At 65.3% G+C, this 25,292-nt stretch carries 24 protein-coding genes; 14 read left to right on the top strand and 10 right to left on the bottom strand.

Translation table 11 applies throughout. The features are described from left to right. Positions 1–77 precede the first annotated feature (77 nt). The 5 genes from G4G00_RS03610 to G4G00_RS03590 all read right to left on the bottom strand — a co-directional run bounded on the left by G4G00_RS03610 (position 78) and on the right by G4G00_RS03590 (position 6,672). The gene (locus G4G00_RS03610; RefSeq protein WP_240336077.1) at positions 78–1,667 is read right to left on the bottom strand and encodes a sensor domain-containing diguanylate cyclase; all 1,590 of its coding nucleotides are present in this window, start codon (positions 1,665–1,667) and stop codon (positions 78–80) included. A gap of 125 nt (positions 1,668–1,792) precedes the next feature. Then, positions 1,793–4,429 carry an XVIPCD domain-containing protein gene (locus G4G00_RS03605; RefSeq protein ID WP_164271279.1) on the bottom strand — a complete coding sequence of 879 codons (2,637 nt, stop codon included), beginning with the start codon at positions 4,427–4,429 and terminating at the stop codon, positions 1,793–1,795. Next, a complete protein-coding gene (locus G4G00_RS03600; RefSeq protein ID WP_164271276.1) occupies positions 4,426–4,872 on the bottom strand; it encodes a hypothetical protein in 447 nt (148 codons plus the stop codon). Before G4G00_RS03600 ends, G4G00_RS03605 begins: the two co-directional genes overlap by 4 nt. 355 nt (positions 4,873–5,227) lie before the next feature. Beyond that, positions 5,228–5,674 carry a hypothetical protein gene (locus tag G4G00_RS03595; protein ID WP_164271273.1) on the bottom strand — a complete coding sequence of 149 codons (447 nt, stop codon included), beginning with the start codon at positions 5,672–5,674 and terminating at the stop codon, positions 5,228–5,230. Positions 5,675–6,204: 530 nt separating this feature from the next. Beyond that, positions 6,205–6,672 carry a hypothetical protein gene (locus G4G00_RS03590; protein WP_240336076.1) on the bottom strand — a complete coding sequence of 156 codons (468 nt, stop codon included), beginning with the start codon at positions 6,670–6,672 and terminating at the stop codon, positions 6,205–6,207. 222 nt (positions 6,673–6,894) lie between these two features. Between G4G00_RS03590 and G4G00_RS03585 the strand changes: the two genes are divergently transcribed. Beyond that, positions 6,895–7,470: a hypothetical protein gene (locus tag G4G00_RS03585; RefSeq protein ID WP_164271270.1), complete on the top strand. Its 576-nt coding sequence runs from the start codon at positions 6,895–6,897 to the stop codon at positions 7,468–7,470. Between the two features lie 739 nt (positions 7,471–8,209). Here G4G00_RS03585 and G4G00_RS03580 read toward each other — a convergent pair. From G4G00_RS03580 to G4G00_RS03565, 4 genes are all read right to left on the bottom strand, one after another. After that, on the bottom strand, positions 8,210–8,671 hold the full coding sequence (locus G4G00_RS03580; RefSeq protein ID WP_164271534.1) for an SRPBCC family protein: 462 nt from the start codon (positions 8,669–8,671) through the stop codon (positions 8,210–8,212). A gap of 2 nt (positions 8,672–8,673) precedes the next feature. Next, the gene (locus G4G00_RS03575) at positions 8,674–8,988 is read right to left on the bottom strand and encodes a metalloregulator ArsR/SmtB family transcription factor (RefSeq protein WP_108754783.1); all 315 of its coding nucleotides are present in this window, start codon (positions 8,986–8,988) and stop codon (positions 8,674–8,676) included. Between the two features lie 8 nt (positions 8,989–8,996). Then, positions 8,997–9,452: an SRPBCC domain-containing protein gene (locus G4G00_RS03570; protein WP_164271267.1), complete on the bottom strand. Its 456-nt coding sequence runs from the start codon at positions 9,450–9,452 to the stop codon at positions 8,997–8,999. Positions 9,453–9,554: 102 nt separating this feature from the next. Continuing rightward, positions 9,555–10,394 (bottom strand): oxidoreductase, encoded by an 840-nt coding sequence (locus G4G00_RS03565; protein ID WP_164271264.1) that lies wholly within the window; start codon positions 10,392–10,394, stop codon positions 9,555–9,557. A gap of 99 nt (positions 10,395–10,493) precedes the next feature. Between G4G00_RS03565 and G4G00_RS03560 the strand changes: the two genes are divergently transcribed. The 4 genes from G4G00_RS03560 (at position 10,494) to G4G00_RS03545 (ending at position 13,215) form a co-directional block, all read left to right on the top strand. Further along, complete coding sequence (locus G4G00_RS03560; RefSeq protein WP_164271261.1) at positions 10,494–11,444, top strand: AraC family transcriptional regulator; 951 nt, start codon at positions 10,494–10,496, stop codon at positions 11,442–11,444. Positions 11,445–11,561: 117 nt separating this feature from the next. Next, positions 11,562–12,149, top strand: coding sequence for a TetR/AcrR family transcriptional regulator (locus tag G4G00_RS03555; RefSeq protein ID WP_164271258.1), 588 nt, complete (start codon positions 11,562–11,564; stop codon positions 12,147–12,149). Positions 12,150–12,240: 91 nt separating this feature from the next. After that, entirely contained in the window at positions 12,241–12,732 is a 492-nt protein-coding gene (locus tag G4G00_RS03550; RefSeq protein WP_164271255.1) for a hypothetical protein, read from the top strand. 84 nt (positions 12,733–12,816) lie between these two features. Continuing rightward, the gene (locus G4G00_RS03545) at positions 12,817–13,215 is read left to right on the top strand and encodes a hypothetical protein (RefSeq protein WP_164271252.1); all 399 of its coding nucleotides are present in this window, start codon (positions 12,817–12,819) and stop codon (positions 13,213–13,215) included. A gap of 9 nt (positions 13,216–13,224) precedes the next feature. On the opposite strand, the gene G4G00_RS03540 is transcribed toward G4G00_RS03545, so the two are convergent. Continuing rightward, positions 13,225–14,217: a helix-turn-helix domain-containing protein gene (locus tag G4G00_RS03540; protein ID WP_164271249.1), complete on the bottom strand. Its 993-nt coding sequence runs from the start codon at positions 14,215–14,217 to the stop codon at positions 13,225–13,227. Between the two features lie 369 nt (positions 14,218–14,586). Here G4G00_RS03540 and G4G00_RS03535 point away from each other — a divergent pair, with 369 nt between their 5' ends. From G4G00_RS03535 to G4G00_RS03495, 9 genes are all read left to right on the top strand, one after another. After that, the gene (locus tag G4G00_RS03535; RefSeq protein ID WP_164271246.1) at positions 14,587–17,172 is read left to right on the top strand and encodes a TonB-dependent receptor; all 2,586 of its coding nucleotides are present in this window, start codon (positions 14,587–14,589) and stop codon (positions 17,170–17,172) included. Between the two features lie 58 nt (positions 17,173–17,230). After that, positions 17,231–17,812 carry an FMN reductase gene (gene msuE / locus G4G00_RS03530; RefSeq protein WP_108771528.1) on the top strand — a complete coding sequence of 194 codons (582 nt, stop codon included), beginning with the start codon at positions 17,231–17,233 and terminating at the stop codon, positions 17,810–17,812. 156 nt (positions 17,813–17,968) lie between these two features. Next, positions 17,969–18,331 carry a DUF3088 family protein gene (locus tag G4G00_RS03525; protein WP_108756021.1) on the top strand — a complete coding sequence of 121 codons (363 nt, stop codon included), beginning with the start codon at positions 17,969–17,971 and terminating at the stop codon, positions 18,329–18,331. A gap of 14 nt (positions 18,332–18,345) precedes the next feature. Continuing rightward, a complete protein-coding gene (locus G4G00_RS03520; RefSeq protein ID WP_164271243.1) occupies positions 18,346–19,323 on the top strand; it encodes an MsnO8 family LLM class oxidoreductase in 978 nt (325 codons plus the stop codon). Positions 19,324–19,341: 18 nt separating this feature from the next. Beyond that, complete coding sequence (locus tag G4G00_RS03515) at positions 19,342–20,685, top strand: LLM class flavin-dependent oxidoreductase (protein ID WP_108771530.1); 1,344 nt, start codon at positions 19,342–19,344, stop codon at positions 20,683–20,685. Positions 20,686–20,689: 4 nt separating this feature from the next. Continuing rightward, positions 20,690–21,910 (top strand): M20 aminoacylase family protein, encoded by a 1,221-nt coding sequence (locus tag G4G00_RS03510; RefSeq protein WP_164271240.1) that lies wholly within the window; start codon positions 20,690–20,692, stop codon positions 21,908–21,910. Between the two features lie 5 nt (positions 21,911–21,915). Continuing rightward, on the top strand, positions 21,916–22,467 hold the full coding sequence (locus tag G4G00_RS03505; protein WP_164271531.1) for a GNAT family N-acetyltransferase: 552 nt from the start codon (positions 21,916–21,918) through the stop codon (positions 22,465–22,467). Then, positions 22,464–24,206, top strand: coding sequence for an amino acid ABC transporter permease/ATP-binding protein (locus G4G00_RS22085; RefSeq protein WP_164271237.1), 1,743 nt, complete (start codon positions 22,464–22,466; stop codon positions 24,204–24,206). Before G4G00_RS03505 ends, G4G00_RS22085 begins: the two co-directional genes overlap by 4 nt. A 17-nt stretch (positions 24,207–24,223) precedes the next feature. Beyond that, entirely contained in the window at positions 24,224–25,198 is a 975-nt protein-coding gene (locus G4G00_RS03495; RefSeq protein ID WP_108761852.1) for an ABC transporter substrate-binding protein, read from the top strand. The last annotated feature ends 94 nt before the right edge of the window (positions 25,199–25,292 follow it).

Raw genomic sequence — 25,292 nt, 5'->3', positions numbered from 1 at the left:
CGTGCAGGCGGCACGGCGGTGATGACAGGGTTGCAGGTGTGGGGCGGTGCCGTTGTGCAGAAACGGCAAGCATCGCGTCAAGACGGGTTTTCGCGCCGCTGGCTGCGACGCCGGTACAGCACGGCACGGTTGCGGCCGCCGTGCTTGGCGCGGTACAGCGCCTTGTCGGCCTGGCGGATGACCAGGTCTGCGTCGCCCTGGGTTTCAGGGTAATGGCTGACGCCGGCTGAAATGGTGATGTGCCCGACGGTGGGGAAGGCCTGCGCCTCGATCACGCTGCGCAGGCGCTCGGCCACCTGCAGGGCGGCGTCTGCGCTGACCTCGGGCAGCAGGGCGAGGAACTCCTCACCGCCCAGGCGGCACAGCACGTCCTGCGGGCGCGCGTTGGCCCGCATGCACTGGGCGATGCCGGCCAGCACCTGGTCGCCGGTATCGTGGCCGTGCTGGTCGTTGACGTCCTTGAAGTGGTCCACGTCCAGGGTGATGACCCCGAATGGCACGCCCGAGGCATTCAGCGCGCTGAGCGCGCGTTCCAGCCCGCGCCGGTTGAGCAGCTGGGTGAGGGGATCGGTGAGGGCCGCCTTGTCCAGCAGCCCGATACGTTCGTTGAGGTTGCGGAAGCTGACCAGCACGGCCTGCTTGAGCTGGGCGGCTTCGTGGTACCAGGAATTGACCGCCTTGACCTGGGTGATGGCGGTGCCGACATCCTGGTCCTGTGCGTGCCGGGCCAGTTCCTGCAACGGCGAGGCAATGCGCCGCGAGCACAGCCAGATCAGCAGCAGGGTCAGCAGCCCCAACGGCGCGGCATTGCGCAGCACCGTGGCCGTCAGGCTGCCCATGGGGGCCACGGCCGCATCGGTCGGGCGCTGGGCGACGATGCCCCAGCCGGCCGCGGGCACCGGCGCGAAGCCGGCCAGCATCGGCACGCCGTGGCTGTTGCGCGAGTGCAGGGCGCCGGCACGGCCCTGGCTGAGTGCCTCCACGGCGGCATTGCGGGTGGCGGCCTGGCCGACGCGGTCGGGGTCGGGGTGGTAGAGCACGGTGCCATCGCGGCTGACCACGTACAGGTACGAGCCATCGTCGTAGGGATGGGTGCCGAGCAGGCTGTGCAGCACGTTGGGGTCGCGCAGATGGATGGACGCGGTGATGTAGCCGGCGTAGTCGCCGTCGGCGTTGAACACGGGGTGGGACAGGGTGACGACCAGGTTGCCGGTGTGGGCAACGAACGGATCGCTAACCATCGGCACCCGCTGCTGCAGCGCCTGCCGGTTGGCCGCGCTGGTGAGGGCCTTGCCCTGCAGCTCGGGCAGGGCCGGTGAAGTGCCCACCACCACGCCCTGGGCATTGACCGAGATGACGCTGTTGAAGGCGGTCTGCAGCTTGACCCGTTCCACTTCATCGTCGTGCGCCGCGGGCTGGGCGGCATTGCGGCTGAGGCGTTCGGCGCCGACCGCCAGTTGCTGCTGCGCGTTCAGCACGAAGTGCTGCGTGGACTGCGCCAGCGAGTGCGCGTACACCCGGTTGGCTTCCAGGCTCTTCTCAAGCAGCTGCTGGCGCTGCACCTGGTAGCTGGCCCAGACCGCATTGCCCAGCATGACCAGGGCCGAGAGCGCGGCAAGCGCGAGGATCAGCCGTTGCAGGTTCACCCGCTGGATCGATGCGTTCACCCTGCGCCCCAGGCAGTTGGTAGGGCCTCAGGTTACAAGTCGGGGGCAGGAGGGCGCGTGGGCAGGTCTTCACACGACATGCCAGCGTAGTTTTCACGCTGGCGGTGGCTACTGCCGTGAGCCGCTTAGCCGAAGCTCGGGCCAGCACGGCCACCGGGGCCATCCTGGTTTCGCTGCTGTTCCATCGCCAGCTGGTGCTCCCGCTGCTGATTGAACGACTGCAGCTGTTCCGCGGTTTCCTTCAGCGGCGGCGCGTTCTGCCCCACCTCGGTCATCGATCGGAAGCCTGGAACGGTGCCGGCGATGCAGATCGTGTCGCCTGCCATCATCACCTGGCCGATTCTGTCCGGGCTGGCCATGTCGGCCTTCTTTGCGTCGTACAGCGCTCGCATCACGTGGTCGTCGCCAACGTGCCCCGGCACGCCTTGGCGGATGCGCGCGAACATCGCCTGATCATCTGGGGACAACGCGGCAATGTCGTCGTGGCGCGGCAAGCGTGATTGCTCCCACTGCTGCGAGTGCTGCTCCACCGACATCGATAATGCCTTGTCCGCCGCAACGCGAACTACGCCCGGGCCGGAACGATCCTGAAACTCGGCGAAGCCGTCGATATGACCGTTGTCGACGATACGCACGCTGGCTATCCGCTCGCCCTTCTGTTCGGCTTGGACCAGCAGGGCGGCGGCGACCTGCTCGCTGTGCTTGCCGTGGGGTATGCCTCGAGCGGTTTCCGCTTGGTGCAGTTCACCCAGAATGCGCTGGAACTCGTCGTTGGCCGGGTGCCCGGCATCGCTCATGCGATCCGGCAGTGGCGGCGGTGTCGGGCCCGTCGAGGCTGGCGGTGAGGCAACAGCCTTCCCGATCTCGGCCTGCTGTTCCACGGTAGGCGTGACCTTTACGGTCTCCAGCGTCGGAATTTCCCGCCCAGACGGTGCGGTGGGGGATAGCAGCTGCTGGACGCGCGAGCGCTGTGCTTCAAGCGCCAGGTCCAGTTCGGCAGGCAGATTGCCTTTGGCCCGGGTGGCCCACGGGAACTCGTTGTGAATCCACTCGCCGTTGGCTTGCCGACCATAGGTGTGGCCATCGGAAGCCAGCACCCGCTCTGGCCTTGCCATCGTGTTTTCGACGGCGCTAGGCACCTTTCCGTGCCGCTGCCAGTCGCTCTGGTTGTAGAGCGCCATGTAGGTGGCTGCCAGCGCGGCCGGGCTGTGCGCAGCGTTATCGATGGCGATCTGCTGCGACTGCGCATCAAGCTGTTCGGCCCGTTGCGGGGATGCGGATTCCGTATGACCCAGGCCCGGCCGGTCGTAATTGATCTGGCGCTGCCAGCCGCCACTTACCGCGTTGCGGGTCCAATCGCCGCCGTACGCACTGAAAGTGTCCTCGCGGCTGGCAGGCAGCACGAAGGGATTGCGGGCACTGGCGCTGCCCATGCCGAGCTCGGTGGCTTTGGACACGGCCTTGTAGTTCAACTCGTCGGCCAGGGCAGGGGGTGCGTCGAAACGCTGGCCTTGGGGGGCGGTTGGCAGCGCCGGCAGGGTGCGCGTCCAGCCCTGCTCAGGATGGGCCGGGTTGGCCTGCCAGGTGTTGAGATCACTGCCTCGCTGGGTGTAGATCTGCCTTTCCTGGATCTTGTCGGCAATTTTGTCGCCTGCAAGCCCGCCGACCACGGCGCCCAATGCGCCCACCCCAAGGGCGCCAAGTGGACCGCCCGAAGCCCCCGCGAAGGCACCGGCTTCGAAGCCCATCCATGCACCCGCGCCGGTGCTGACCGAGCGGCCGACTGCCGCCTGTGCGGCAGCCAGGTTGCCCTGGCCGCGCAGGCGCGCATAGTCGTGCGCTGCACTGCCGATTTCCACACCTGCAGCGGCAACGCCCATGGCGCGTCCCACCGAGCGCACCGTCCCGGTTTCAACGGAGGGGATACGCAGGTCTGCGTCGGGCATTGCTTCGGTGCGCCAGGCTTGCGCGCGTGCGTAACCGGTCTCGGTATAAGGGGCTGGCCGGCCCGATAGAAGTCCAAGGTCACGCGTGGTGCTGGAAATGCCAGGCGCCTGGCCTTGTGCCTGACCCTCGTAAAAGTACGAGCGGCTGTCTAGCTGAACCTGTTTGGCATCGTCACGCACCAGGCTACCGTTTGCATACACTCCCACGCGCAGATTGCTCATGCTTGCATGTGATTGTGCGACGACCATTTCAAAGGCGGCTTGGCTATCACGCGAGTGCAGCTCAGCAAGCTTGGCGCGGGGAAGACCCTCGAGCGATGTCACGTGCTCGTTGGCTAGAATGCGTGGTAGTTCCGATAACGCGAACACACGATCTGGTGCCGGATTGGGGAGTACGGCACGGACGTCTCCGCGCGCGCCGTCGGCGAAGCGCCTGGAAACGTCCGCCCAAGGGCCGTCCGTGGGGTGATATAGCCAGTTTTTGGTGGGGCTTCGATAGTTCTCATCCCTGAATTCGATGAGTGACACGCCATCCAAGCGTGCCGCAGCGCTTAGAAAATCGCTTGATGTCAGGAATGCTGCTGCCGCGCTGTTGTTGATGATGCGAACGTCTTTCACCGATGCTGCAAGCGCTGTCGCCACATCTTCCGTTGCGAGCACTTTCCCCACCGGGCCGCTGTACAGCACGGTAACTCGCCCGGGGCTGTGCGCGTCCAGCTGCTTGGTCAGGTCTAACAAGCTTTCGTGGGTGATGTAGGCCGCTGGATTTTGACGGAGAAGCTCGGTGGCCTGGGCCTTCGTCAGCGGCGCGCTCACTCGACATACTCCTCACCGATATCCAAGGTAACGGCGAAATCGGTACAGACTGAGAAAACCCCACCATCCTTGTACTCAGTGAGTGCCTGTTTCAGATCCGCAAGGATTACTGGCTTGTGCTCCATCAGGTGAGGTGGCAGCCCATTGCCAGCCTCAAATCCAAGTAGCCGCCAATGAGCACTTCCAGGTTGTCCAACCTTACCTTTGCCGCTTAGGAGGTCCAGCCGGATCGTTAGAGCAGTTCCTTTCCAATAGAACGTCCAATAGCTGCGATGCAGGAACTCTTGCTCCCGCCCGACGGCAAGGGTGCGCAGATAAATGTCCCGTTCGCGGTCAATGGTCCAGTCCCGCGATTCACTTCCGTGCCCGAACTTGGCATCAACTTCTGCCAACTGATACTTCTCAACATCTTCCGACGAGATGTACTCGTTCACGAACGGCATCGTGTCCTCCTTGAGGGTGCTTCTGCAGTGCGTCGGATTGTATCGCTACAATAGCTGTCGCCGTGGTGCGAAGCCGGTGTGTACCCACAAATCTGCTTCAGATTCTGGAGAAGATGCATTTCCGTGCGTGCGAACTCATCACGTTTGGATGACTGGATATGCCAGATGCGTCACAGATGGTGTCGGATGGATAGAGCGATACGATGCCGTGAGCATGCATGGCCGGATACCCTCCTACTCGAGCAATCGCTCCACACGGCACTTGGTTGATTGATTGAGGCAACTCTTGGCTACGCCTCAGATCTTGGCGTCATCGCCATCTGTCAGCAGATGCTTGCACTGTTGACTGGTGCGATTACAGCACGCACTCCCTGCCAATATCCAAGGTAACTGTGTAGTCCGTGTTGCCCGAAAGTACCCCAGCGTCCTTGTATGCCAACAGAGCTTGCTTAAGGCTCTCTATGACCGATCGCTTGTATGGGCCAAGTGCCGGTGGCAAGCCACTGGTCCCGTTCAGTCTGACCAGTAGCCAATGCGACCACCCTGGTTGTCCTGGTTTTCCCTTCCCATCCAACAGGTCCAAGCGGACCGTCACTAGAGTTCCTTTCCAGTGGAACGACCACACGCCTTCATGCTTTGTCTCCGCCTCAAGGCCCCGCGATAGGATCCTGAGATAGATGTCCTGCTCGCGATCAATGGTCCATTGCCGGGAAATTCCGCCGCTTCTGCAGCTGGCGTCAATCTCGGCCAAGTGATATCTGGCCGCATCTTCCGGCGAGATGTACTCGTTGACGAACGGCATTGTGTCCTCCTTGAGAGTGCCTCAGGTGTGGTCGGATTGTATCGGGACAGATCATGGGTGCCACCATGGAATGGCTAAGGTCGTGAGGTTTCAGGCAGTTGGGCACATGTGAACAGCCCTTTGCGGGCCCAGGTCTCAGGAGAGACGAACGGGAACAGGTTGATTGCGACACTATCGTTTCGTTCAGCGGCCTCTGCGCCTAAGCCCCGTCCGCCAGTGAGCGGGGGCTCTAGTGATCGCTCGGCTCCATTTCGACCCTGGCACGTGTAGTGCACTGGGGGTTGGTATGACTGTCCGTGCTCAAGATGACATGCAGATGCAGCCCATCGCTGACGGTTCGATCAAAGTAGACCATCGGCTTGAAACCCACTGCGTTCGTTGAGATGGCGAACCCTGCTGCGGCAAACGGGTCACGCAATACTGTGAATGGAATCTCGCAGGCCGCTGAAGGCCGGGTTTCCTCCTCGAGATTGCTCATTGGCGATGTCATCGAATCCTTGAGCCATTGAACGGTGCGCTCATAGCACGCACTAATCTCCAAGCTCCAAGGTGATGGTGTAGTCGGTATTCTTTGAGAAAACGCCGCCGTCCTTGTACGCCACCAGCGCCCTCTTCAGATCATCCAGAATTGCCTGCTTCTGCCGCTTGAGCGCTAGCGGCAAGCCATGGCTTCCGTTCAGAGAGACAAGTCGCCAATGCGACCATCCGGGATGTCCTGGTTTCCCCTTGCCATCCAGCAGATCCAACCGGATCGTCAGCGCGGCTCCCTTCCAATAGAACGTCCAGTGGCCCTGATGACGAAACTCCTGTTCACGCCCGTTTGCAAGATTGCGCAGATAGATGTCCTGGTCGCGGTCGACGGTCCAGTCGTGCGACTTGTTCCCGCCGATGACCTTGGCATCAATCTCGGCCAGGCGGTACGTGGCCGAATCCTCCGGTGAAATGTACTCGTTGACGAAGGGCATCGTTTCCTCCCTGAGTGCGCTGTTGGCTTTCATGCGAGTCTATCCATACAGGGCGGGTAGCTTCATGCGGCTTCCGGGGGCGGCCGGCATGCCCGAGCTGGAATAGGGGCGTGCCGGATGATGTCCCCGAGTTCGGCCAAGCCAAAGGCGTCACCACCAGCCCCTGCACTTGCCACCCCATTTCCGATTAGCATGCCCCCACCGGCCGCTGGTTGTTCGCGCCGACCCCGTTTCCCCCCCAGCGAAGGACCGCGAATGGAAACGCTGACCGTAAGACAAGTGGCTTGGAAAACCCTGCTGATCAACCTGATCGCGGTGGTGGTGCCGCTGTCGGTCATCGTGCCGTGCGCTTATACCATCGAGCACACTTCCGCGCAGACCGCTTTCTTGATCGCCACGCTTTCGATGGTGGGTGGGGTGAACTACATGATCGTTCGCCGTGGCACGTACCTGATTGATATCGTGCTGTCCCCGGGCGCAGTTGCGATCCGCCACGGTGAGCGCACGCTGTTCTCTTCACCGTTCTCGGCAATTCGCAGCTACAACGCGTACCCGTTCATCAACCGCCGCGGCGGTCATGTGTTGCGGCTGGATTCTGCCACGGGTCGTTACTGCGGCCTGCTGACCTGGCGCGACTTCAGCGCACCCGACGAGAAGGACAAGGCCAGCTTCGTCGGCCTGTATAGCGTGCTGGATCAGCACGTTGGCGGGCGCAAGCGCAGCACGGGCATTGACCTGCTGCTGAAGCTCTTTTCAACCGCGCCCTACATCGCCTTGGCGGTGGCGTTGCTGATGCTGGTGGGCATGTTTGTCTACGTGATTCAACGCTGAAGCGGGTAGGGCGCCACAGGAGATTGCCATGAAGGATGAGCAGAACAGCACAGGGTTGCATGCCTGGATGGCCGCGAAGCCAGGGCGCCGCCTGTTGGTCGCGGCCGCGCTGTTCGCGGTCGGCATGACCGTGTTCTTCGCCTCTTGGTTCGGCCTGGCCCTGCTGTTCGGCGACCGGGAGCAAGGTGGTGCGCTGGCACTGAACACGGTGCTGGTCGGGTTCTGCGCGGTGGTGCTGCTACCGGTGCTGCATCGGGGCATGCTGCGCGGCTTCTGGCATCACGCGCGCGAGGTTGAGGCCGGGCGCACGCCCGGTTCGTTTCAACTGGGCGCCAACGTGGCATCGCCGCACGCCGGTGTGCGTTGGCCGTGGTCGCTACGGCTGCGCCATGCCGCGCTGTACGTGCTGGGCATGGCGCTTGCTTTGTTCGTGTTCCTGCCGCTGGATAACCAGCGCGCCTTCGCTAGCTGGGTCAGCCGTTTCAGCGTAAGCCCGGCGTTTGCTGGCCAACTGAACGTGCTGCTGTTCGCGTGGCTGCCGCTGCTGGTGTTGATGGCGCTTTGCATGCTGCTGCTCTACCGTCAGGTCCGCCGCCGCGATGCCGGTCTGTTGGATGAAGCAGACAAGCGACTGCTCAACGCCGAGATGAGCTGGCTGTTCGCCTTCGCCGGGGCGCTGGCCGCCACGATGCTGGTGTGCCGCGTGGCGGGATCCGTGGTGGGGGATAGCGGCGCAGGGTCACCCCTTCGGCTTGGCAAACACATCCAGGCCGGTGCCGGTTTCCAGCAGCGATTTCAGGCTGGACAGCACGATTGGCCAGCCCTGGCGGATGCCGGTATCCATGCCGCTGCCTGGCTCCAGCTCGTCGTGGGTAACGGTCAGCCGCACCATGTTTTCATAGGGCACGATATCGAACGTCACCCGGCTGTAGCTGGCAGGATTATCTGCCTGCGATGCCGCCGCCCAGGTGATGACCAGGCGCGAGGGTGGGGTGCTTTCCACCACTTCGCCTACCAGTTCGACCGTGCGTGCATCGTTGGCGCGCACATGCTGCCAGCGCGAACCGGGCTGCCAGTCCGATACGTTTTCGTGACCCCAATAGGTGCGTGCGACTTCCGGGCGGGTGATGGCATCGAACACCTTCTGCGGTGTGGACGCGATGTAGATCACGTGGATGAAGCGGGTGGCCTCGGTGGGCATGGTCATTCTCCTTCCAGTTCGCGTTTCAGGTCATGCAGCAGGGTCAGCCGCTGCTGCTCGAACTTGCGTACCCAGCGTTCGTAGACGTCATGCAGCGGCACCGGGTTGATGAAGTGCAGTTTTTCGCGGCCGCGGCGCACGGTGCTGATCAGGTTGGCGTCTTCCAGCAGGCCAAGGTGCTGGGTGGCCGACTGCCGGGTCATCTGCAGGTGGTCGCACAATTGGCCCAGGGTCTGGCCGTTCTGCGCACACAGCCTGTCCAACAGGGTGCGGCGCGTAGGGTCGGCCAGGGCTTTGAAAACCTTGTCTGCATCCATGCGGTGGGTCAGTTCCACTCGTCAATCTTGATGTCGCGTGGGCTGGGTTGGCCGCTGCCGGTTTCCAGCAGGGATTTCAGGCTCATCAGGAACATGGCCCACTTGGTGCTGCAGTGCCGGGTGAATTCGGCGCGCTCGCTCCAGCCTTCGTGGGTGAACAGCACGATGCTGTACTCACCTTCCTGGCGCAGGGCGAAACGGATGTAGGTGCCGATCCATTCCGGCGGGCCGGCCAGCACTTCCCACAGCACCAGGGTGTCTGGCTGCAGTTCCTGCAACTTCATCTGCATGACGCCGCGTTCTTCGCCATGGGCGGTGAAGCGCAGGTGCAGCGTGCCGCCGGGGTGCTGGTCGCCGGTGGTTTCCTCGGTCCACCAGGCGGCAACGCCCTGCGGGGTGGCCAGGGCCTGGTAGACCTGTGCGACGGGTGCCTTGATACCGACGCGGTGCGCGATCTCGACCATCTCAGCGTCCTCCGGTAGGAGGGCGGCCCACGGCGCGGGCCGTCCATGGGGCGGAGAATAGGCAGGCAATCGCCTGCATGTCAACGGCGCCCCGTATTCAGTTCAAACCGGGCTGTCGGTGGACCGACTCAGCGCTTCCCACTGGTCGATACGCTGGGCCATGGCCTGCAGCTTGCCGCGCACCAGGTGCAGGGCATCGCTGCCCAGCAGCAGCTGGCTGGGCGGGGTGGGGCTGTCGATCACCTGCAGCATGGCCTGCGCGGCTTTTACTGGATCGCCCAGTTGCTGGCCGCTCTTGGCCTCGCGCGCGCTGCGGATGGGGTCGAACAGTGCGTCGTAGTCCTCGATCGCGCGCGGTGCACGCACCATGGAGCGCCCGGCCCAATCGGTGCGGAACGAACCGGGCGCCACCGCCGTTACATGGATGCCGAACGCGGCCACTTCCTTGCCCAGCACTTCGCTGATGCCTTCCAGCGCGAACTTGCTGCCGCAGTACCACGCGATGCCGGGCATGGTGATGAAGCCGCCCATGGAGGTGATGTTGAGGATGTGGCCGCGGCGGCGCGCGCGCATGTGCGGCAGCACGGCCTTGATCAGCGCGGCCGGGCCGAACACGTTCACTTCGAACTGGTGGCGCAGTTCGTCCAGCGTGGATTCTTCCAGGATGCCTTCGTGACCGTAGCCGGCGTTGTTGACCAGCACATCGATGGCGCCGATCTCGGTTTCAATGGTGTGGACCAGCGCGTCGATGGCCTGCGCATCGGTGACGTCCAGCAGGCGCCCAAAGGCACGGCCGGGGGCGAGGGTTTCGAAGTCGCTGCACGCAGCGGCGCTGCGCACGGTGCCGACCACGCGGTGGCCGGCCAGCAGCGCCTGCTGGGCCAGGGCACGGCCGAAGCCGCTGCTGACGCCGGTGATGAGGAGGAGGCGGGATGCCGTCATGGGGAGGGCTCGTGTGAGGGAGCTTGCACGTTAGTGCTTGAGCCCGGCGCCGCCCAGGCCTAAGCTTCGCCCGTTCTTGCCTATTTCTACGAGGGTGCGATGTCGCGCGAAGAGCCGACCCAGCCGCAGGCACAGGCGCGCATGGTGGAGCTGCTGCAGGCGCTGGCCGTGGACGAGGGCTACACGCTGACTGCGCTGCCGGGTGTGCGGCTGCTGCGCTCGGACCGGCCACTGGCGCTCACGCCGGTGCTGTACGACCCGGGCATCGTGATCGTCTGCCAGGGCGTGAAGCGCGGCTACCTGGGCGGGCAGGTCTACCAGTACGACCCGCAGCACTATCTGGCCGTGTCGGTACCGGTGCCGTTCACCATGGAAACCGAGGCCACCGCCGAGGCGCCGCTGCTGGCGATCTACCTGCACCTGGACCTGCAGTTGGCTGCCGACCTGCTGATTGAACTGGGCGAGCGCGCGGGCAGCAGCGCAGCGCCTGCGCAGAGCATGATGGCCAGCCCGATGCAGGGCGCCCTGCAGGCCACCGTGCTGCGGCTGCTGGAAGCCTTGGCCGACCCGTTGGAAGCCGAAGTGCTGGGGCCATCGCTGGTGCGCGAGCTGTACTTCCGCGTGCTGACCGGTGCGCAGGGCGCGGCCATGCGCGAAGCGTTGGCAATGCGCGGGCGCTTCGGGCGCATCGGCAAGGTGCTGCGGCATATCCACGCCGCCTATGCCACCGCGCTGGATGTGGATGCGCTGGCCGCCGAAGCCGAAATGAGCGTGGCCACCTTCCATGAGCATTTCCGCAGCGTTACCGGCACGTCGCCCATGCAGTACGTAAAGTCCACCCGGCTGCACCAAGCGCGGCTGTTGATGCTGCGGCAGGCGATGACTGCAGAAGCGGCATCGCTGGCGGTGGGCTATGCCAGCCCCTCGCAGTTCAACCGGGAGTTCAAGCGGCTGTTCGGGTTACCGCCGGCCGCCGAGGTGGCGCGCATGCGGCGCAGCTTTGCGCTGCCAGCGCCGGTGGAGGGGGCGGTGTTTGTGTCGTCGCATTGAGCCGCCGCTGTGCATGGCGGTGCACTACCCATCACCCACCGGTAGCGCCGGGCCACGCCCGGCGAGCGCAGCGGCCTCACTTGACAGCCAAGCCTACCAACTAGTAGGTTTGGCCTCATGAAAGAGCAGCTCTCTCCGAAAGCGCTGGAAATCCTGGCCCAGGCCCGATCCCTGTTGGAAGCCGGTGGCTACAACGGTTTCAGCTATGCCGACGTGTCGGCGCGGGTGAACATCAGCAAGGCCAGCATCCACCACCACTTCCCCAGCAAGGCGGACCTGGTGCGCACGGTGGTGGTGCTGTACCGGGCAGAAGCCCGCGAAGGTCTGGCGCTGCTGGACCGGCAGTTGGGCGATCCGCTGAAGGAACTGAACGCTTACGTGGATTACTGGTCCAGTTGTATTGCCGGCGGTACGTCGTCGTTCTGCATCTGCGCGATGTTGGCGGCCGAGGCGCCGTTGATTCCGACAGAGATCGCCGATGAAGTACGCGGCCATTTCGAAGATCTGAGCGGCTGGCTGACCCTCACCCTGGAAAAAGGCGCGGCGCAGGGGCAATTGCGGCTGCAAAGCTCGGCGGCCGACGAGGCGAAGGCCTTCATGTCGTCGGTGCATGGCGCGATGCTGGCCGCGCGTGGCTTTGGTGACGCAGCCACGTTCGCGACGCTGGCGCGCCTGGCTATCGCGCGGGTAAGCGCGCCAGCCTGAGAGTTGCTTGGTGGGCCTGCGGCAGCGCAGGCCTTTCTTTTGTCCAACTAGCCTACCTACTAGTAGGTTCACATAGAGTCCGGAGTTTTTCATGGCACACCCACTGTCCACCCTCGGCGCAATCCATACGGCCGTCAGCCTGATTCCTGTCCTGGCCGGGCTTTACAGCTTCATCCGCCATCGCGCGATCGACCCGTCCACTCGCTCAGGCAAGGTCTATCTGGTCGGTCTGGTGCTGTCAGTGGCGACGGCATTCACCGTATCCAGTACGGGTGGGCTGAACCCGGGCCATGCGTTTGGGGTGATCGTGCTGCTTATCGCATTCGGCGGCGTTCTGGCAGGACGCCTGCGCGTGTTGGGGCGTCTGGCGCCGTATCTTTCAACGTTCGCGTTGTCCTTCAGCTTCCTGCTGTCGTTGGTACCGGGCACCAATGAAACGCTTACCCGTTTGCCGGTTGGGCACCCGATTGCGGCTGCGCCGTTGGCACCGGTCGTGCTGCAGGTGTTGCTGTGCTGCGCAGTGGTATTCGTGGTCGGGTTCGCTGCGCAATGCTGGCGGATTGGACGTGCTGCTCGCCAATGAATGCGGCGGAACAGCAATCGCATGCTGAACAACATCGGCAGCGCCTACACTCCATCCTGAGGTCTTCCCGTCAAGGATTAGTCGATGTTGAAGAAGAGCGAGCGATTGAAGTTGGCATTGGATGCATTCGAGGCCATGCCCCCTGCGGAGAATGCCGTTGCCGCGATGGAGCGGCTTCGTGATGCATTGCGGCAGGTTGAGGTTCAGCACTCCGGTCTACCTGACTACTCGGTGGGCCATGGCTATCAAGGACTCCAGCTTCATCTTTTCGCTTACTCGGAGGTAAGCCCCTTCTGGAAGCGTCAGCCGGGTGCCGAAGCCAATCTGGTGTGCCAGTTGACTCACCACTACGCAGTATTCGGCAGCGAGGGTGGCGTAGCTGTTTTCACTCGCACTCAGTCTCTCGGCGGGAAACTGGTGTTCTGCAAACCGGACGGATTTTTCCCCACTGGGGCGGAGGACGTTCGCCTGTGGTCCGCATAGCGGGCAGCGTCAGCACCCGACCAGCCGATCCGCACTGACCGCCCCACGATGCTGGCTGCGGTATTCCGTTGGGCTGGCATCGACCAGCCCACGGAAGTGTCGGCGGAACGATTCCTGCGAACCGAACCCGGCCTGTTCGGCCACCCATTGCAATGGCCGGTCGGTGGTTTCCAGCAGTTCGCGGGCAAACGCCACGCGCTCGCGGATGAGCCAATCGATGGGCGACAAGCCGGTGGCTTCCAGGAACTGCCGCTGCAGGGTGCGCTGGCTCAGTGCGGCCTGTTCGGCCAGGCTGGCCAGCGAATGTGCATCGCGGATATTGCGGCGCATCCATTCCATCAGTTTGGCCAGCCGCGTGGGTTCGCCATTGGGAATGGCCCGACTGACCCGTTGGCTTCGTTCGGCATCGCGCCACGGTGCCAGCACCAGCCGCTCGGCCACCAGATTGGCCACGCGCGCGCCGTAATCCTTGCGCACCATGTGCAGCATCATGTCCATGCCGGTGGCCGAACCGGCCGAGGTGATGATGTCGCCGGTATCGACATAGAGCACGTCGTCGCGCACGTGCACGCGCGGAAATTCGCGGGCGAGGGTGTCGGTCAGCCGCCAGTGCGTGGTGGCCTGGCGGCCATCGAGCAGGCCGGCCCAGGCCAGCACGAACGCGCCGGAGCAGATGCTGGTGATGCGTGCGCCGCGCGCATGGGCACGGATGAGCGCATCGAGCAGCGCCTGGGGTGGGCGCTCGCTGGGTTCGCGCCAACCGGGAATGACGATGATGTCGGCATCTTCCACCGCATCGAGCGAGTAGGGCAGCTGCACCTGCGCGTTGCCAAGCATGCGCAGCGCACCGGGTTCGCCAGCGCACACCTGGGTGCGGTACCAGGCCACGCCCAGTTCCGGGCGGATGGGCGCGAACAGACCGACGGCACAGCCGAATTCGAACAGCCCCTGGCCGTGGCAGGCCACGATGGCAACAGTGGGGGCGGCGGGTTCGCTGTGCATGGGGTGATGCTAGCGAGGCGCGGCCGTAAGCGCAGGGGTGTGCGGGCATGTGGTGATGCCGTGCTGGCATATGGAGTAGGGGTCAGAGCCCTTTCCTGCGGAAAGGGATCCGACCCCGGACGGGTGCAGTGAGTTGGGGTCAGATCCCTTCCACAGGAAGGGCTCTGACCCCGATGGGGTGTGTGGGATGGCGTGTGGCGTCAGAGCCCTTTCCTGCGGAAAGGGATCCGACCCCGGCTGCGTAAGGTCATTACCAGCGGTCATGTGGCTGGCGCGATATGACGGTTGGGTGACGCGATTTCGCCTGTTGCGTGGCGGGCGGGGGCTCTTGAATGGAGGTGTGTCTCCGGCCCACCCCCAAGAGCCCCCATGCCTGCCGCCCACACGCCTGTCCTGAATACCCTCGCGGTTCTGATCGCGGCCACGCTGGCCGCTGCACCTGCCCACGCCGCCGATGCTGATGCCGATGCACCGGCCAGCACGGCCAGCGCTACCTCGGCCAACCTGGCCGCGTCCACACTGGATGCGGTGGTGGTGACCGGTTCGCGCACCAGCACGCGCACGGTGAAGAACAGTTCCACCCCCATCGATGTGATCTCGGCCGAGGATCTGGCCTCCACCGGCCAGGCCAATCTGCTGGAAGCGCTGCAGCGCAGCCTGCCGTCGCTCAGCCAGATTGGTGGCTACCAGAGCGACCAGGAAAGCCTGATTCGCGGCTACCAGCTGCGCAATCTGTCGCCGGGCTACACGCTGGTGCTGGTGAACGGCAAACGCCGCAATGCCAGCGCCTATGTGAGTGGTGCCAACGGCGGCGGCTACCCCGGCCACGCCTGGGCCGATCTGGCGCTCATTCCGGTGTCGGCCATCGACCATGTGGAGGTGCTGCGCGATGGCGCCTCGGCCATCTACGGTTCTGACGCCATTACCGGTGTGATCAACGTGATCCTGAAATCGCAGGCGCACGGCGGCGATGTGTCGGTGGAAAGCGGGCAGAGCTTCGATGGCGATGGCACCCGCACCAGCGTGCGCGCCAATGTGGGCCTGCCCTGGGGCGAGGATGGTTTCATCAATCTGTCAGGTGAAACCACGCGCCAGCACCATGCCATCCGCACCCGGCGCTATATCGATGGCTACCTGAGCTACCCGGCAGTGGATGCCAATGGCAACCTGGTGGCGTTGCGCCCGAACAACCGTCTGCCTGCCGGTGCATCGCCGAACCCGGCCGAGGCCACGCGCGATGCGGAAGCCAACACCATCCTCAGTTCGCCGTCCTACGCATTGAAGGCCTTCGCAGTGAACGTGGGGCACGGCCTGGGCGAGAGCGCGCAGTTCTATGCCAATGCCACGGCCAGCGACCGCACGGCGCAGGCGATCCAGAACTTCCGCCTGCCGGCCACGATCTTCACTACCTACAAAGCGCCGGGCGTGTTGAGTGTGTTTCCCGATGGCTTCCTGCCGGTGCTGGAAACCAAGGAGAAGCAGTACACCGGCACGGCCGGGGTGAAGGGCCAGCTTGCGGGCTGGGACTACGACGCCAGCCTGACCGGCAACCGCAACACGGTGCGCACCTACACGCGCAATTCGGTGAATTATTCGCTGCCATACCCCGGCTCGCCCACCGATTTCTACGACGGCAAGCTGGACTACCAGCAGGGCATCGCCAACCTGGACCTGCGCCGTGGGTTCGAGGTGGCGGCCTTCGCGTCGCCACTGGAAGTAAGTGCCGGCGCTGAGTACCAGCACGAACAGTACGAACGCGGCGCGGGACAGTGGGAGTCGTACACCGGCTTTGGCGCAGCGGCGTTCGTGGGCTATTCCACCGCCGATGCCGTGAAGGCCACGCGCAACAGCAAGGCGGTGTATGCCGGTGCAGCCACCAACATCACCTCGCGCTGGTACTTGGATGCGGCGGCGCGTTGGGAAGATCACTCTGATTTCGGCACGGTGTCCACCGGGCGGCTGACCACGCGCTTCGACTTCACCGATGCACTGGGCGTGCGTGCCACGGTCAGCAATGGTTTCCATGCGCCCAGCCTGGGTGCGCAGTTCTACCAGGCCACCGGCAGCTGCCCGTGCGGCACCACGCTGGTGGCGCAGGTTGGCTCGCCGGCTGCCGTTGCGCTGGGCGCGACGCCGCTGAAGCCGGAAAAGGCCACCAACTACAGCCTGGGCGTGACCTGGGACCCGAGCCCGGGCTTCCATCTGGCGGTGGACGCGTACCAGATCGATATCCGCGGGCAGCTGGGGCAGTCCAGCCAGATTGGCTACAACGCGCAGGACCCGGCGCGCATTACCGACAACAGCGGCACCGTGCTGACCGCCGCGCAGAAGAACACCATCGACGCGCTGCTGGGCACGGCCGGCATCAGCATTCTGCCCGGCGATGCGTTCTACGCCAGCTACTTCACCAACGTGGGCGACACCCGTACGCGCGGCGTGGAGCTGACCCTGGAAGCGAACCAGGACACGGCGTGGGGCAAGCTGCGCTGGACGTACGCAGCCAACGTGGGCCGCACCACGATCCAGAAAGTGAGTGCGATTCCGGCGGCGCTGCAGGGCCTGCCCAACATCAACCTGCTCACCCGTTCCAGCGAATACGCACTGCGCTATCGCACCCCACAGTACACCCAGGTGGCGGGGTTGGGCTGGCAGAACGGGCGCTGGCGCTCGAACCTGGACTTCACCTACTACGGGCCGATCAAGCGCCTGAACAACGGCGTGGCCTACACGCAGCCGCCGGTGCTGGTGACAAACATTTCCGGCGCGGTGGAACTGGGCGCGGGCTGGAGCGCCGCGCTGGGGGTGAACAACGTGTTCGACAAGCGCACCCGCAAGGTGCCCGAGTACGCGCGCAGTGCCACCGACGTGGCCAGCATCGAAACCACCTGGGATACCGGCGATGTGCTGAGCACGGTGGGGGCGGTTTGGTACGGGCGGGTGAACTATCGGTTCTGAGGTGTAAGGCAGTCGAGCGTGGCTCGACTCTACAAGAGCGCGTAAAGCGGGGGTTTCTATGTCTTCTGTGGTGAACGTGGTGGCATTGGTGGGCTCGCCGACGGGGTCGGCGACATCGCGTACGTCGTTGCTGGTGCGGCATCTGCTGGATGCGCTGCAGCAGCGGGTGCAGGCGCGGGTGGAGTGGGTGGAGCTGGCGCCGATCGCGCGCTCGCTGGGCCAGGCGCTGTCGCGCGATGAGGCCGCGCCTGCGGTGGAGCAGGCGCTGCAGACCATCGAAGCGGCTGACCTGCTGGTGGTGGCTGCGCCGGTCTATCGTGGCTCGTACCCGGGGTTGTTCAAGCACCTGGTGGATTTCATCGGGCTGGAAGCGCTGGTGGATACGCCGGTGCTGCTGGCCGCCACCGGTGGCAGCGAGCGCCACGCACTGGTGATCGATCACCAGCTGCGGCCGTTGTTCAGTTTCCTGCAGGCGCACACGTTGCCGATCGGGGTGTATGCCACGCCGGCCGATTTCGATGGCGAGGTGATCAACAGCGCGGCCCTGCAGGCGCGCATCGTCTTGGCTGCCGAACGGGCGGGCGGGCACCTGGCGGCGCAGGGCGTGGCGCTGCCCGTGGCGTTGCGCCGCATTGCCTGACATTGCCTGTGATGGCCATGACGTTATGGCCAACACGCATCTGCATGGCCGGATCTGACCGCCGATTGTCGCGCACTGGCGCAGTGGCGGCGCTCGGTCTCTCTAGCATCGAAGGTGACGCGGCAGGGTCACGCCGCACCTGATGAGGACTTCACTGTGGCGGTAGACGCATCCCCCAAGCCCATCCTGTTCCTGCTGGATCGCCAGTTCGAGGATGGCCAGTTGCCCGGGCAACGTTTCTTCTGCCGGCACAGCCTGCTGCTGGAAGGTGCGCTGTCCAGCATTGACGGTCTGGATGACCAGCTGGACGTGCGCCGGATCGGGTTCGCCCGGCCGCGCCGTGAGGTGATTGCCGAGATTGGCGAGCAGGACCAGTCGCTGCCCAAGCTGGTGCTGCCGCAGGGCGTGCACAGCGAACACGCCAGTGGCGCGCACCAGGACCGCCAGGTGGTGTCCGGTGCCGAGCCGATTCTGGCGGCGCTCAATGCCCTGCTGGGCATTCCCGTGGCCCACCCCTGAGCGAGGACGCGTGCATGAGCTACCAGATAAGCGTATTGGACAAGAGCCCGGTGGCCGAGGGCGCAACGCCGGAGCAGGCGCTGCGCAACAGCCTGCAGCTGGCGCAGCGCGCCGAGCAGTTGGGTTACCACCGCTATTGGTTTGCCGAACACCACGCTGCGCCCACCCTGGCCAGCCCGGCGCCGGAAGTGCTGGCGGCCTGGGTGCTGGCGCAGACGCGGCGCATCCGCATTGGCAGTGGCGGGGTGATGCTGCGCCACTACGCACCGTATAAGGTGGCCGAGAACTTCAACCTGCTGGCGGCGCTGGCACCGGGCCGGGTGGATCTGGGCGTGGGCAAGGCACCGGGCGGTCTGCCGGCCTCGACCGCAGCGCTGGCGGCGGGGCGCCCGGCCTTCGCCGATTTCGACCAGCAGCTGCGCGATCTGCAAGGCTATCTGGCCGGCACCCGCGAGGATGCGCAGGCACGGCCGGTACCGCAGACTGCGCCCGAACGCTTCCTGCTGGGCGCCAGCCCGCACAGTGCGCGCCAGGCCGCCGAACTGGGTTGGCGCTTCGTGTACGCGGCGCACTTCGACGGCGACCCGCAGCACATTGAAGCGGCGTTCGAGGCCTACCGCGCGCTGTCCACGCAGCCGCCGTTGCTGGCCACGGTGGCCTTCGCTGCGCCCACCGCCGAAGCAGCGGCGCGGCACATCGGCGCGCTGCGCGTGTACAAGGTGCACCTGGCGCCGGGGCAGACGGTGAACCTGCCGAGCCCGGAAGCGGCAGCCGAGTACGCCCGCCAGGTGGGTGTGGCCGAGTTCCGTATCGAGGAAACCGTGCCCAGCGTGCTGTCCGGCGATGCCGCCCACGTGCGCGCAGAACTGGACGCACTGCACCGCCGCTTCGGCGTGGGCGAATTCATCCTGGATGCGCCGGTGGCCGACCTGGATGCACGCCTGACCTCCCTTGAACTGCTGTCGCCCGCACCGCGCGCGGCAGTGGCCTGACCTGCAGGAGATTCCCCCATGAGCACGACCCCGCGTCCCATTCCGTTCGGCATCATGCTGCAGGGCCCTGGCAGCCACATGCATGCGTGGAAGCACGCATCGAATCCGGCCGATGCCAGCGTGAACCTGCAGTTCTACATCGACATTGCGCGCACCGCCGAAGACAACGGCATCGCCTTCGGCTTCGTGGCCGATGGCCTGTACATCAACGAAAAATCCATTCCGCACTTCCTCAACCGCTTCGAGCCGATCTCGTTGCTGTCTGCGCTGGCTACGGCGACGAAGAAGATCGGCCTGGCGGGGACCTTGTCCACCTCGTACAGCGATCCGTTCACGGTGGCGCGCCAGTTTGCCTCGCTGGATCTGCTCAGTGGTGGCCGCGCGGGCTGGAACGTGGTGACTTCGCCGCTGGAGGGGTCGGGCCGCAACTACGGCCGCCCGCACCCGGAACATGCGCTGCGCTACCAGATTGCCGATGAGTATCTGGACGTGGTGCAGGGCCTGTGGGATTCGTGGGATGACGATGCGTTCGTGCGCGAGCGCGACAGCGGCGTGTTCTTCGCACCGGAGAAATTCCGCCGCCTGGACCATAAGGGGCGCTTCTTCCAGGTGGAAGGACCGCTGAACATCCAGCGTTCGCCGCAGGGCCAGCCGGTGATCTTCCAGGCCGGCTCTTCCGATGATGGCATTGCACTGGCGGGCAAGTATGCCGATGCGGTGTTCACCCATTCGCCGTCGCTGGAAGAAACCCGCGCCTTCACCCAGAAGGTGAAGAATTCGGCGATTGCCCATGGCCGCAGCGCGGCGGACGTGAAGATCTTCCCCGGCATCGGCCCGATCGTGGGGCGCACCGCCGAAGAGGCCGAGGCCAAGTATCAGGCCATTGCCGCATTGGCCGGGCTGGACGATGCGCTGGCCTACCTGGGGCGCTTCTTCGACCATCACGATTTCAGCCAGTACGACCCGGATGCGCCGTTCCCGGAGCTGGGTGAGGTGGGCAGCAATTCATTCCGCTCCACCACCGACCGCATCAAACAGGATGCGCGTACCCAGGGCCTGACCCTGCGCCAGGTGGCGCTGCAGGCGGTAAGCCCGCGGCCGAATTTCATCGGTACGCCCGAACAGGTGGCCGACGAACTGATCCGCTGGTTCGATGCCGGTGCCAGTGATGGCTTCATCCTGGGCTTTGCCGCGCAGCGCGAGGGGCTGGATGACTTCGTGAACCTGGTGCTGCCGATCCTGCAGGCGCGGGGTTACCACCAGCGTGAACTGCAGGGGCAGACCCTGCGCGACAACCTGGGGCTGCCGTACAAGGCCAGCCGCCATGCGGTCGATGCCGCACCAGCGCGGAAGGTGGGGTAGGGGGATGAGCGGAGACATTTCGGTGGCGCCGGGCCACCCTCAGCGCGTTTCCGCAGCGACCGGCGTGCTGCCGGAGATCGCGGCACGCGCTGCCGAGGCCATCGCAATCCGCCATGACCTGCACCGCCACCCGGAACTGGCGTTCGAGGAACACCGCACCAGCGCCCGCGTAGCCGAGCTGCTGCAGCACTGGGGCTATGCGGTGACCACTGGCGTGGGCGGCACCGGCGTGATCGGTACGCTGCAGCGTGGCAACGGCACGCGCCGGCTGGGCCTGCGCGCGGACATGGATGCCTTGCCGATCGCCGAGGAAACCGGCCTTGCTTATGCCAGCCAGAACGAAGGCCTGATGCACGCCTGCGGCCACGATGGCCACACCGCCATCCTGCTGTCGGCGGCGCATTACCTGGCCCATCATGGGCGCTTCAGCGGCACCCTGCACCTGGTGTTCCAGCCGGCCGAAGAAACCGGTTCGGGTGCATCGAAGATGATCGACGACGGCCTGTTCGAGCGTTTCCCGGTGGATGCGATCTACGGCCTGCACAACTGGCCGGGCGTGCCGGTGGGGCATTTCGGTTTTGTGGATGGCCCGGCGATGGCATCGGTGGATTGGGCGCGGCTGAAGGTGATCGGCAAGGGCGGCCACGGCGCCGAGCCGCAGGGCAGCGTGGACCCGATCCTGGCCGCAGCGCATATCGTGACCGCGCTGCAGAGCGTGGTGTCGCGCAATGTCGACCCGCGACAGATGGGCGTGGTGACCGTGGGCTCGATCCACGGTGGCCAGGCGGCCAACGTGATTCCCGATGCGGTGGAACTGACCCTGACCGTGCGCGCCTACCTGCCGGACGTGCGCGACACCCTGCGGCGGCGGGTGATCGAGATTGCAGAGCAGACCGCTTCGGCATTCGGCGCGCGCGCGGAGATTTCCTTCCCGCGCGGCTTCCCCAGCGTGATCAACCACGCCGGACAGACCGCGCTGGTGCGTGATCTTGCAGTGCAGGCGTTTGGCCGCGAGCAGGTGGTGGCCGACTTCGCACCGCGCACGGCCAGTGAGGATTTCGCCTTCCTGCTGCAGGCGCGCCCGGGCAGCTTCATCTTCGTCGGCAACGGTGACAGCGCCTCGCTGCACAGCCCGCGCTACGTCTTCAACGATGCAGCCATTGCGCCGGCCGCCAGCCTGTGGGCGCGGCTGGCCGAGCATTATCTGGTGGAGGAGGCGGCATGAGTACGGTGTTTGAGAACGAGCGCTTCCTGTATACCGGCGTGGACGATCCGCTGGCACGGCCGCTGTTCGATGGGCTGGAACAGGAATACGACAGCCGCTACGCCGATGTGCGGCGGCGCATTGGCGGCAGCGCCCGCGAGGAACTGCAGCGCTACCCCGCGCAGGCGTTTGCCGCGCCGGTGGGCGCCTTCGTGCTGCTGCTGCGCGATGGCGTGGCCATTTCCGGTGGTGCCTTCATGCCGCACCGCGATGCCGACACCGCCGAATTCAAGCGCATCTGGACGCTGCCCGGCCTGCGCCGCCAGGGCATTGCGCGGCGGGTGCTGCAGGAACTGGAAGAGCAGGCCGCACGCCAGGGCTACCGGCGCGTGTTCCTGACCACCGGCTTCCGCCAGCCCGAGGCCGTGGGCCTGTACCTGAGCCACGGCTACACCGCGCTGTTCGACCTGCACGCCGACCCGGAAACCATCGCGCATCTGCCGTTCGAGAAAAGCTTGCGCGCGCCGCAGCCGGGGGCAGGCGCGGTGGTTGCCGCACGCCAGGCGGTGCATGCATGAGCACGCCTTCGACCGCGCTGGAAGGACTGGCCACGCGCGCTGCCGCTGCACCCGCATTGAAGATCGTGCCGGCGCGGCACCCGCTGCAGGTGGTGGGCACGCTGCTGGCGTTGGCGCTGATCCTGATCGGCCTGCAGTCGGTGCTGGGCAACCCGCGCTGGGGCTGGGGTACGTTCGCCGAATGGTTCTTCGCCAAGCCGGTGTTGGAAGGGCTGGGGCGCACGCTGCTGCTGACCGCACTGGGCACCGGGCTGGGCTTCGCGCTGGGCACGCTGCTGGCGCTGGCGCGGGTGTCCGGCTCGCCGCTGCTGGCAGCGGTGTCGTGGGGCTATGTGTGGCTGTTCCGCTCGATTCCGCTGCTGGTGCTGTTGCTGCTGCTGAACAACCTGGGCTACCTGTACAGCACCATTGAACTGGGCGTGCCGTTCACCGGCATCAGCCTGTTCTCGTACCCGACCACGCAGCTGATCGGCGTGTTCACCGCGGCGGTGCTGGGCCTGACGTTGAACCAGGCAGCGTTTTCAGCCGAGGTGATCCGTGGCGGCATTCTGTCGGTGGACCATGGCCAATATGAAGCCGCGGCCGCACTGGGCCTGCCGCGCGGACGCCAGGTGCGCCGCATCATCCTGCCGCAGGCGATGCGCTCGATCCTGCCGGCGGCCTTCAACGATGTGATCGGGCTGGCCAAGAGCACCTCGGTGGTCTACGTGCTGGCGCTGCCCGAGCTGTTCTACACCGTGCAGGTGATCTATCGCCGCAACCTGGAAGTGGTGCCGCTGCTGATGGTGGCCACGGTCTGGTATCTGGTGATCCTGACCGTGCTGTCGCTGCTGCAGCGGCGGGTGGAGCAGCGCTTTGCGCGTGGCCAGCTGCAGCGCGAGCGCAGCATATCGCCGGTGTCTTCGGTGCCGCGTGCGCGCGCTGCCGTGCCCGGGGATGGTGATCGCCCACGCGTGGCGGTGCCGGTGGAAGCCGGGCAGGGCGCGGCAGTGAGCCTGCACGGCGTAGGCAAGGTATTCGACGAGCAGGTGGTGCTGGACGATGTGAGCCTGGACCTGCGCGCGGGCAGCGTGACGGTGCTGATTGGTCCTTCGGGCGCGGGTAAATCCACGCTGCTGCGGCTGATCAACCATCTGGAGCGCGCCGACAGCGGCTATGTAAGCGTGGCCGGGCAGCTGATCGGCTACCGCCGCGAGGGTGACACCCTGTATGAACTGCCCGAGCGTGAAATCCGTCGCCGCCGCGCCGAGGTCGGCATGGTGTTCCAGGGCTTCAACCTGTTCCCGCACCTGACCGCGCTGGAAAACATCATGGAAGCGCCGATCGCGGTGCGCGGGGTGTCGCGCGTGCAGGCCGAGCAGCAGGCGCGTACGTTGCTGCAGCGCGTGGGCCTGGCCGACAAGGCCGATGCGTTCCCGCGGCAGTTGTCCGGTGGCCAGCAGCAGCGCATCGCGATTGCGCGCGCGCTGGCGCTGCAGCCGAAGGTGCTGCTGTTCGATGAACCGACTTCGGCACTGGACCCGGAGCTGGTGGCCGAAGTGCTGAGCGTGATTGAAGAACTGGCGCGTTCGGGCACCACCCTGGTGATCGTGACCCATGAACTGGCCTTCGCCCGCCGCGTGGCCGACCACGTGGTGATGATGGACCAGGGCCGGGTGATCGAACAGGGCACGCCCGAGGCACTGTTCGAGCGCCCGCGCCAGCAGCGCACTGCCGATTTCCTGGCCAAGACCCTGTAGCCCTTTCGAGTGAACCCATGAGCCCTGCATCACACCGTCGTCCTTCGCGCAGCACCCTGTTGGTTGTGGGTGTGCTGGTGATCGGCATTGCCGGCATCGTCTATTCGCGCGTGCGGCAGGCACCGGCGCCGGTGCCGGCTGCCAGCGTTACTTTGGCCGGCGCCGATGCACCGGTGTTGCGCGGCACGCCGGACCCCAAGGCGCAGGCATTGCTGCCGCCCGGCTACCGTTTCGTGACCCCGGGCGTGCTGACCGTGGCCACCCACCCGGCGCAGCTGCCGTTGGCCGACTATGGTGCCGACAGCAAGCGGGTGATTGGCGTGGAGCCGGACATCGCGCAGCTGATTGCCGATGGCCTGGGCCTGAAGCTGGTGCTGGTGCCGGTAGCGTGGGCTGACTGGCCGCTGGGGCTGGAATCGGGCAAGTACGATGCGGTGCTGTCGAACGTGACGGTGACCGAAGAGCGCAAGAAAAAGTTCGATTTCTCCAGCTATCGGTTTGACCTGTTGGGCATCTACACACGCACCGACGGACCGATCCAGAAGATCGAAAAACCTGCCGATGTGGCGGGGCTGAAAGTGGTGGTGGGGGCCAGCACCAACCAGGACCAGATTCTGCGGCACTGGGACCAGCAGAATATTGCCGCGGGCTTGAAGCCGGTGGAGTACCAGTACTTCGATGATGCGGTGGTGGGGCGGCTTGCGGTGATTACCGGACGTGCCGATGTGTCGTTTGAACCGAACGCGACCGGTGCCTATTCGGCGCGCGACGGCAAGGTACGGCGGGTGGGGCTGTTCCCCGGCGGCTGGCCGGATTCGGCGGCGATTTCAGCAACCACGCGCAAGGGCAGCGGGCTGGCAGATGCGATTACCCAGGCGTTGAACACGCAGATTGAAAGCGGCACGTATGCGCAGGCGCTGCAGCGCTGGAACCTGGCTGAGGAAGCGGTGCCGCAGTCGCAGACCAACCCGCCGGGGTTGCCGGGGTTTTGAGGCACGCGTGCCAACCACGGTTGGCACCCACCGGAATGCGAGGGGACTGTGCTTTGGTAGGCGTCGACCTTGGTCGGCGCAGGGCGTGCCAACC

Origin of the sequence: Stenotrophomonas sp. B1-1 (genome assembly GCF_010894375.1) — a bacterium.
In the GTDB taxonomy this organism is placed as follows: domain Bacteria; phylum Pseudomonadota; class Gammaproteobacteria; order Xanthomonadales; family Xanthomonadaceae; genus Stenotrophomonas.
This window is presented reverse-complemented; position numbering and strand designations above follow the sequence as displayed.

Bases quoted from the DNA above. Each gene is read 5' to 3' on its own strand.
- G4G00_RS03545 (WP_164271252.1), top strand. From the start codon at position 12,817: ATGTTGAAGAAGAGCGAGCGATTGAAGTTGGCATTGGATGCATTCGAG.
- G4G00_RS03565 (WP_164271264.1), bottom strand. From the start codon at position 10,394: ATGACGGCATCCCGCCTCCTCCTCATCACCGGCGTCAGCAGCGGCTTC.
- G4G00_RS03495 (WP_108761852.1), top strand. From the start codon at position 24,224: ATGAGCCCTGCATCACACCGTCGTCCTTCGCGCAGCACCCTGTTGGTT.
- msuE (WP_108771528.1), top strand. From the start codon at position 17,231: ATGTCTTCTGTGGTGAACGTGGTGGCATTGGTGGGCTCGCCGACGGGG.
- G4G00_RS03560 (WP_164271261.1), top strand. From the start codon at position 10,494: ATGTCGCGCGAAGAGCCGACCCAGCCGCAGGCACAGGCGCGCATGGTG.
- G4G00_RS03555 (WP_164271258.1), top strand. From the start codon at position 11,562: ATGAAAGAGCAGCTCTCTCCGAAAGCGCTGGAAATCCTGGCCCAGGCC.
- G4G00_RS03550 (WP_164271255.1), top strand. From the start codon at position 12,241: ATGGCACACCCACTGTCCACCCTCGGCGCAATCCATACGGCCGTCAGC.
- G4G00_RS03575 (WP_108754783.1), bottom strand. From the start codon at position 8,988: ATGGATGCAGACAAGGTTTTCAAAGCCCTGGCCGACCCTACGCGCCGC.
- G4G00_RS03540 (WP_164271249.1), bottom strand. From the start codon at position 14,217: ATGCACAGCGAACCCGCCGCCCCCACTGTTGCCATCGTGGCCTGCCAC.
- G4G00_RS03535 (WP_164271246.1), top strand. From the start codon at position 14,587: ATGCCTGCCGCCCACACGCCTGTCCTGAATACCCTCGCGGTTCTGATC.
- G4G00_RS03580 (WP_164271534.1), bottom strand. From the start codon at position 8,671: ATGCCCACCGAGGCCACCCGCTTCATCCACGTGATCTACATCGCGTCC.
- G4G00_RS22085 (WP_164271237.1), top strand. From the start codon at position 22,464: ATGAGCACGCCTTCGACCGCGCTGGAAGGACTGGCCACGCGCGCTGCC.
- G4G00_RS03600 (WP_164271276.1), bottom strand. From the start codon at position 4,872: ATGCCGTTCGTGAACGAGTACATCTCGTCGGAAGATGTTGAGAAGTAT.
- G4G00_RS03515 (WP_108771530.1), top strand. From the start codon at position 19,342: ATGAGCACGACCCCGCGTCCCATTCCGTTCGGCATCATGCTGCAGGGC.
- G4G00_RS03585 (WP_164271270.1), top strand. From the start codon at position 6,895: ATGGAAACGCTGACCGTAAGACAAGTGGCTTGGAAAACCCTGCTGATC.
- G4G00_RS03590 (WP_240336076.1), bottom strand. From the start codon at position 6,672: ATGAAAGCCAACAGCGCACTCAGGGAGGAAACGATGCCCTTCGTCAAC.
- G4G00_RS03595 (WP_164271273.1), bottom strand. From the start codon at position 5,674: ATGCCGTTCGTCAACGAGTACATCTCGCCGGAAGATGCGGCCAGATAT.
- G4G00_RS03510 (WP_164271240.1), top strand. From the start codon at position 20,690: ATGAGCGGAGACATTTCGGTGGCGCCGGGCCACCCTCAGCGCGTTTCC.
- G4G00_RS03520 (WP_164271243.1), top strand. From the start codon at position 18,346: ATGAGCTACCAGATAAGCGTATTGGACAAGAGCCCGGTGGCCGAGGGC.
- G4G00_RS03570 (WP_164271267.1), bottom strand. From the start codon at position 9,452: ATGGTCGAGATCGCGCACCGCGTCGGTATCAAGGCACCCGTCGCACAG.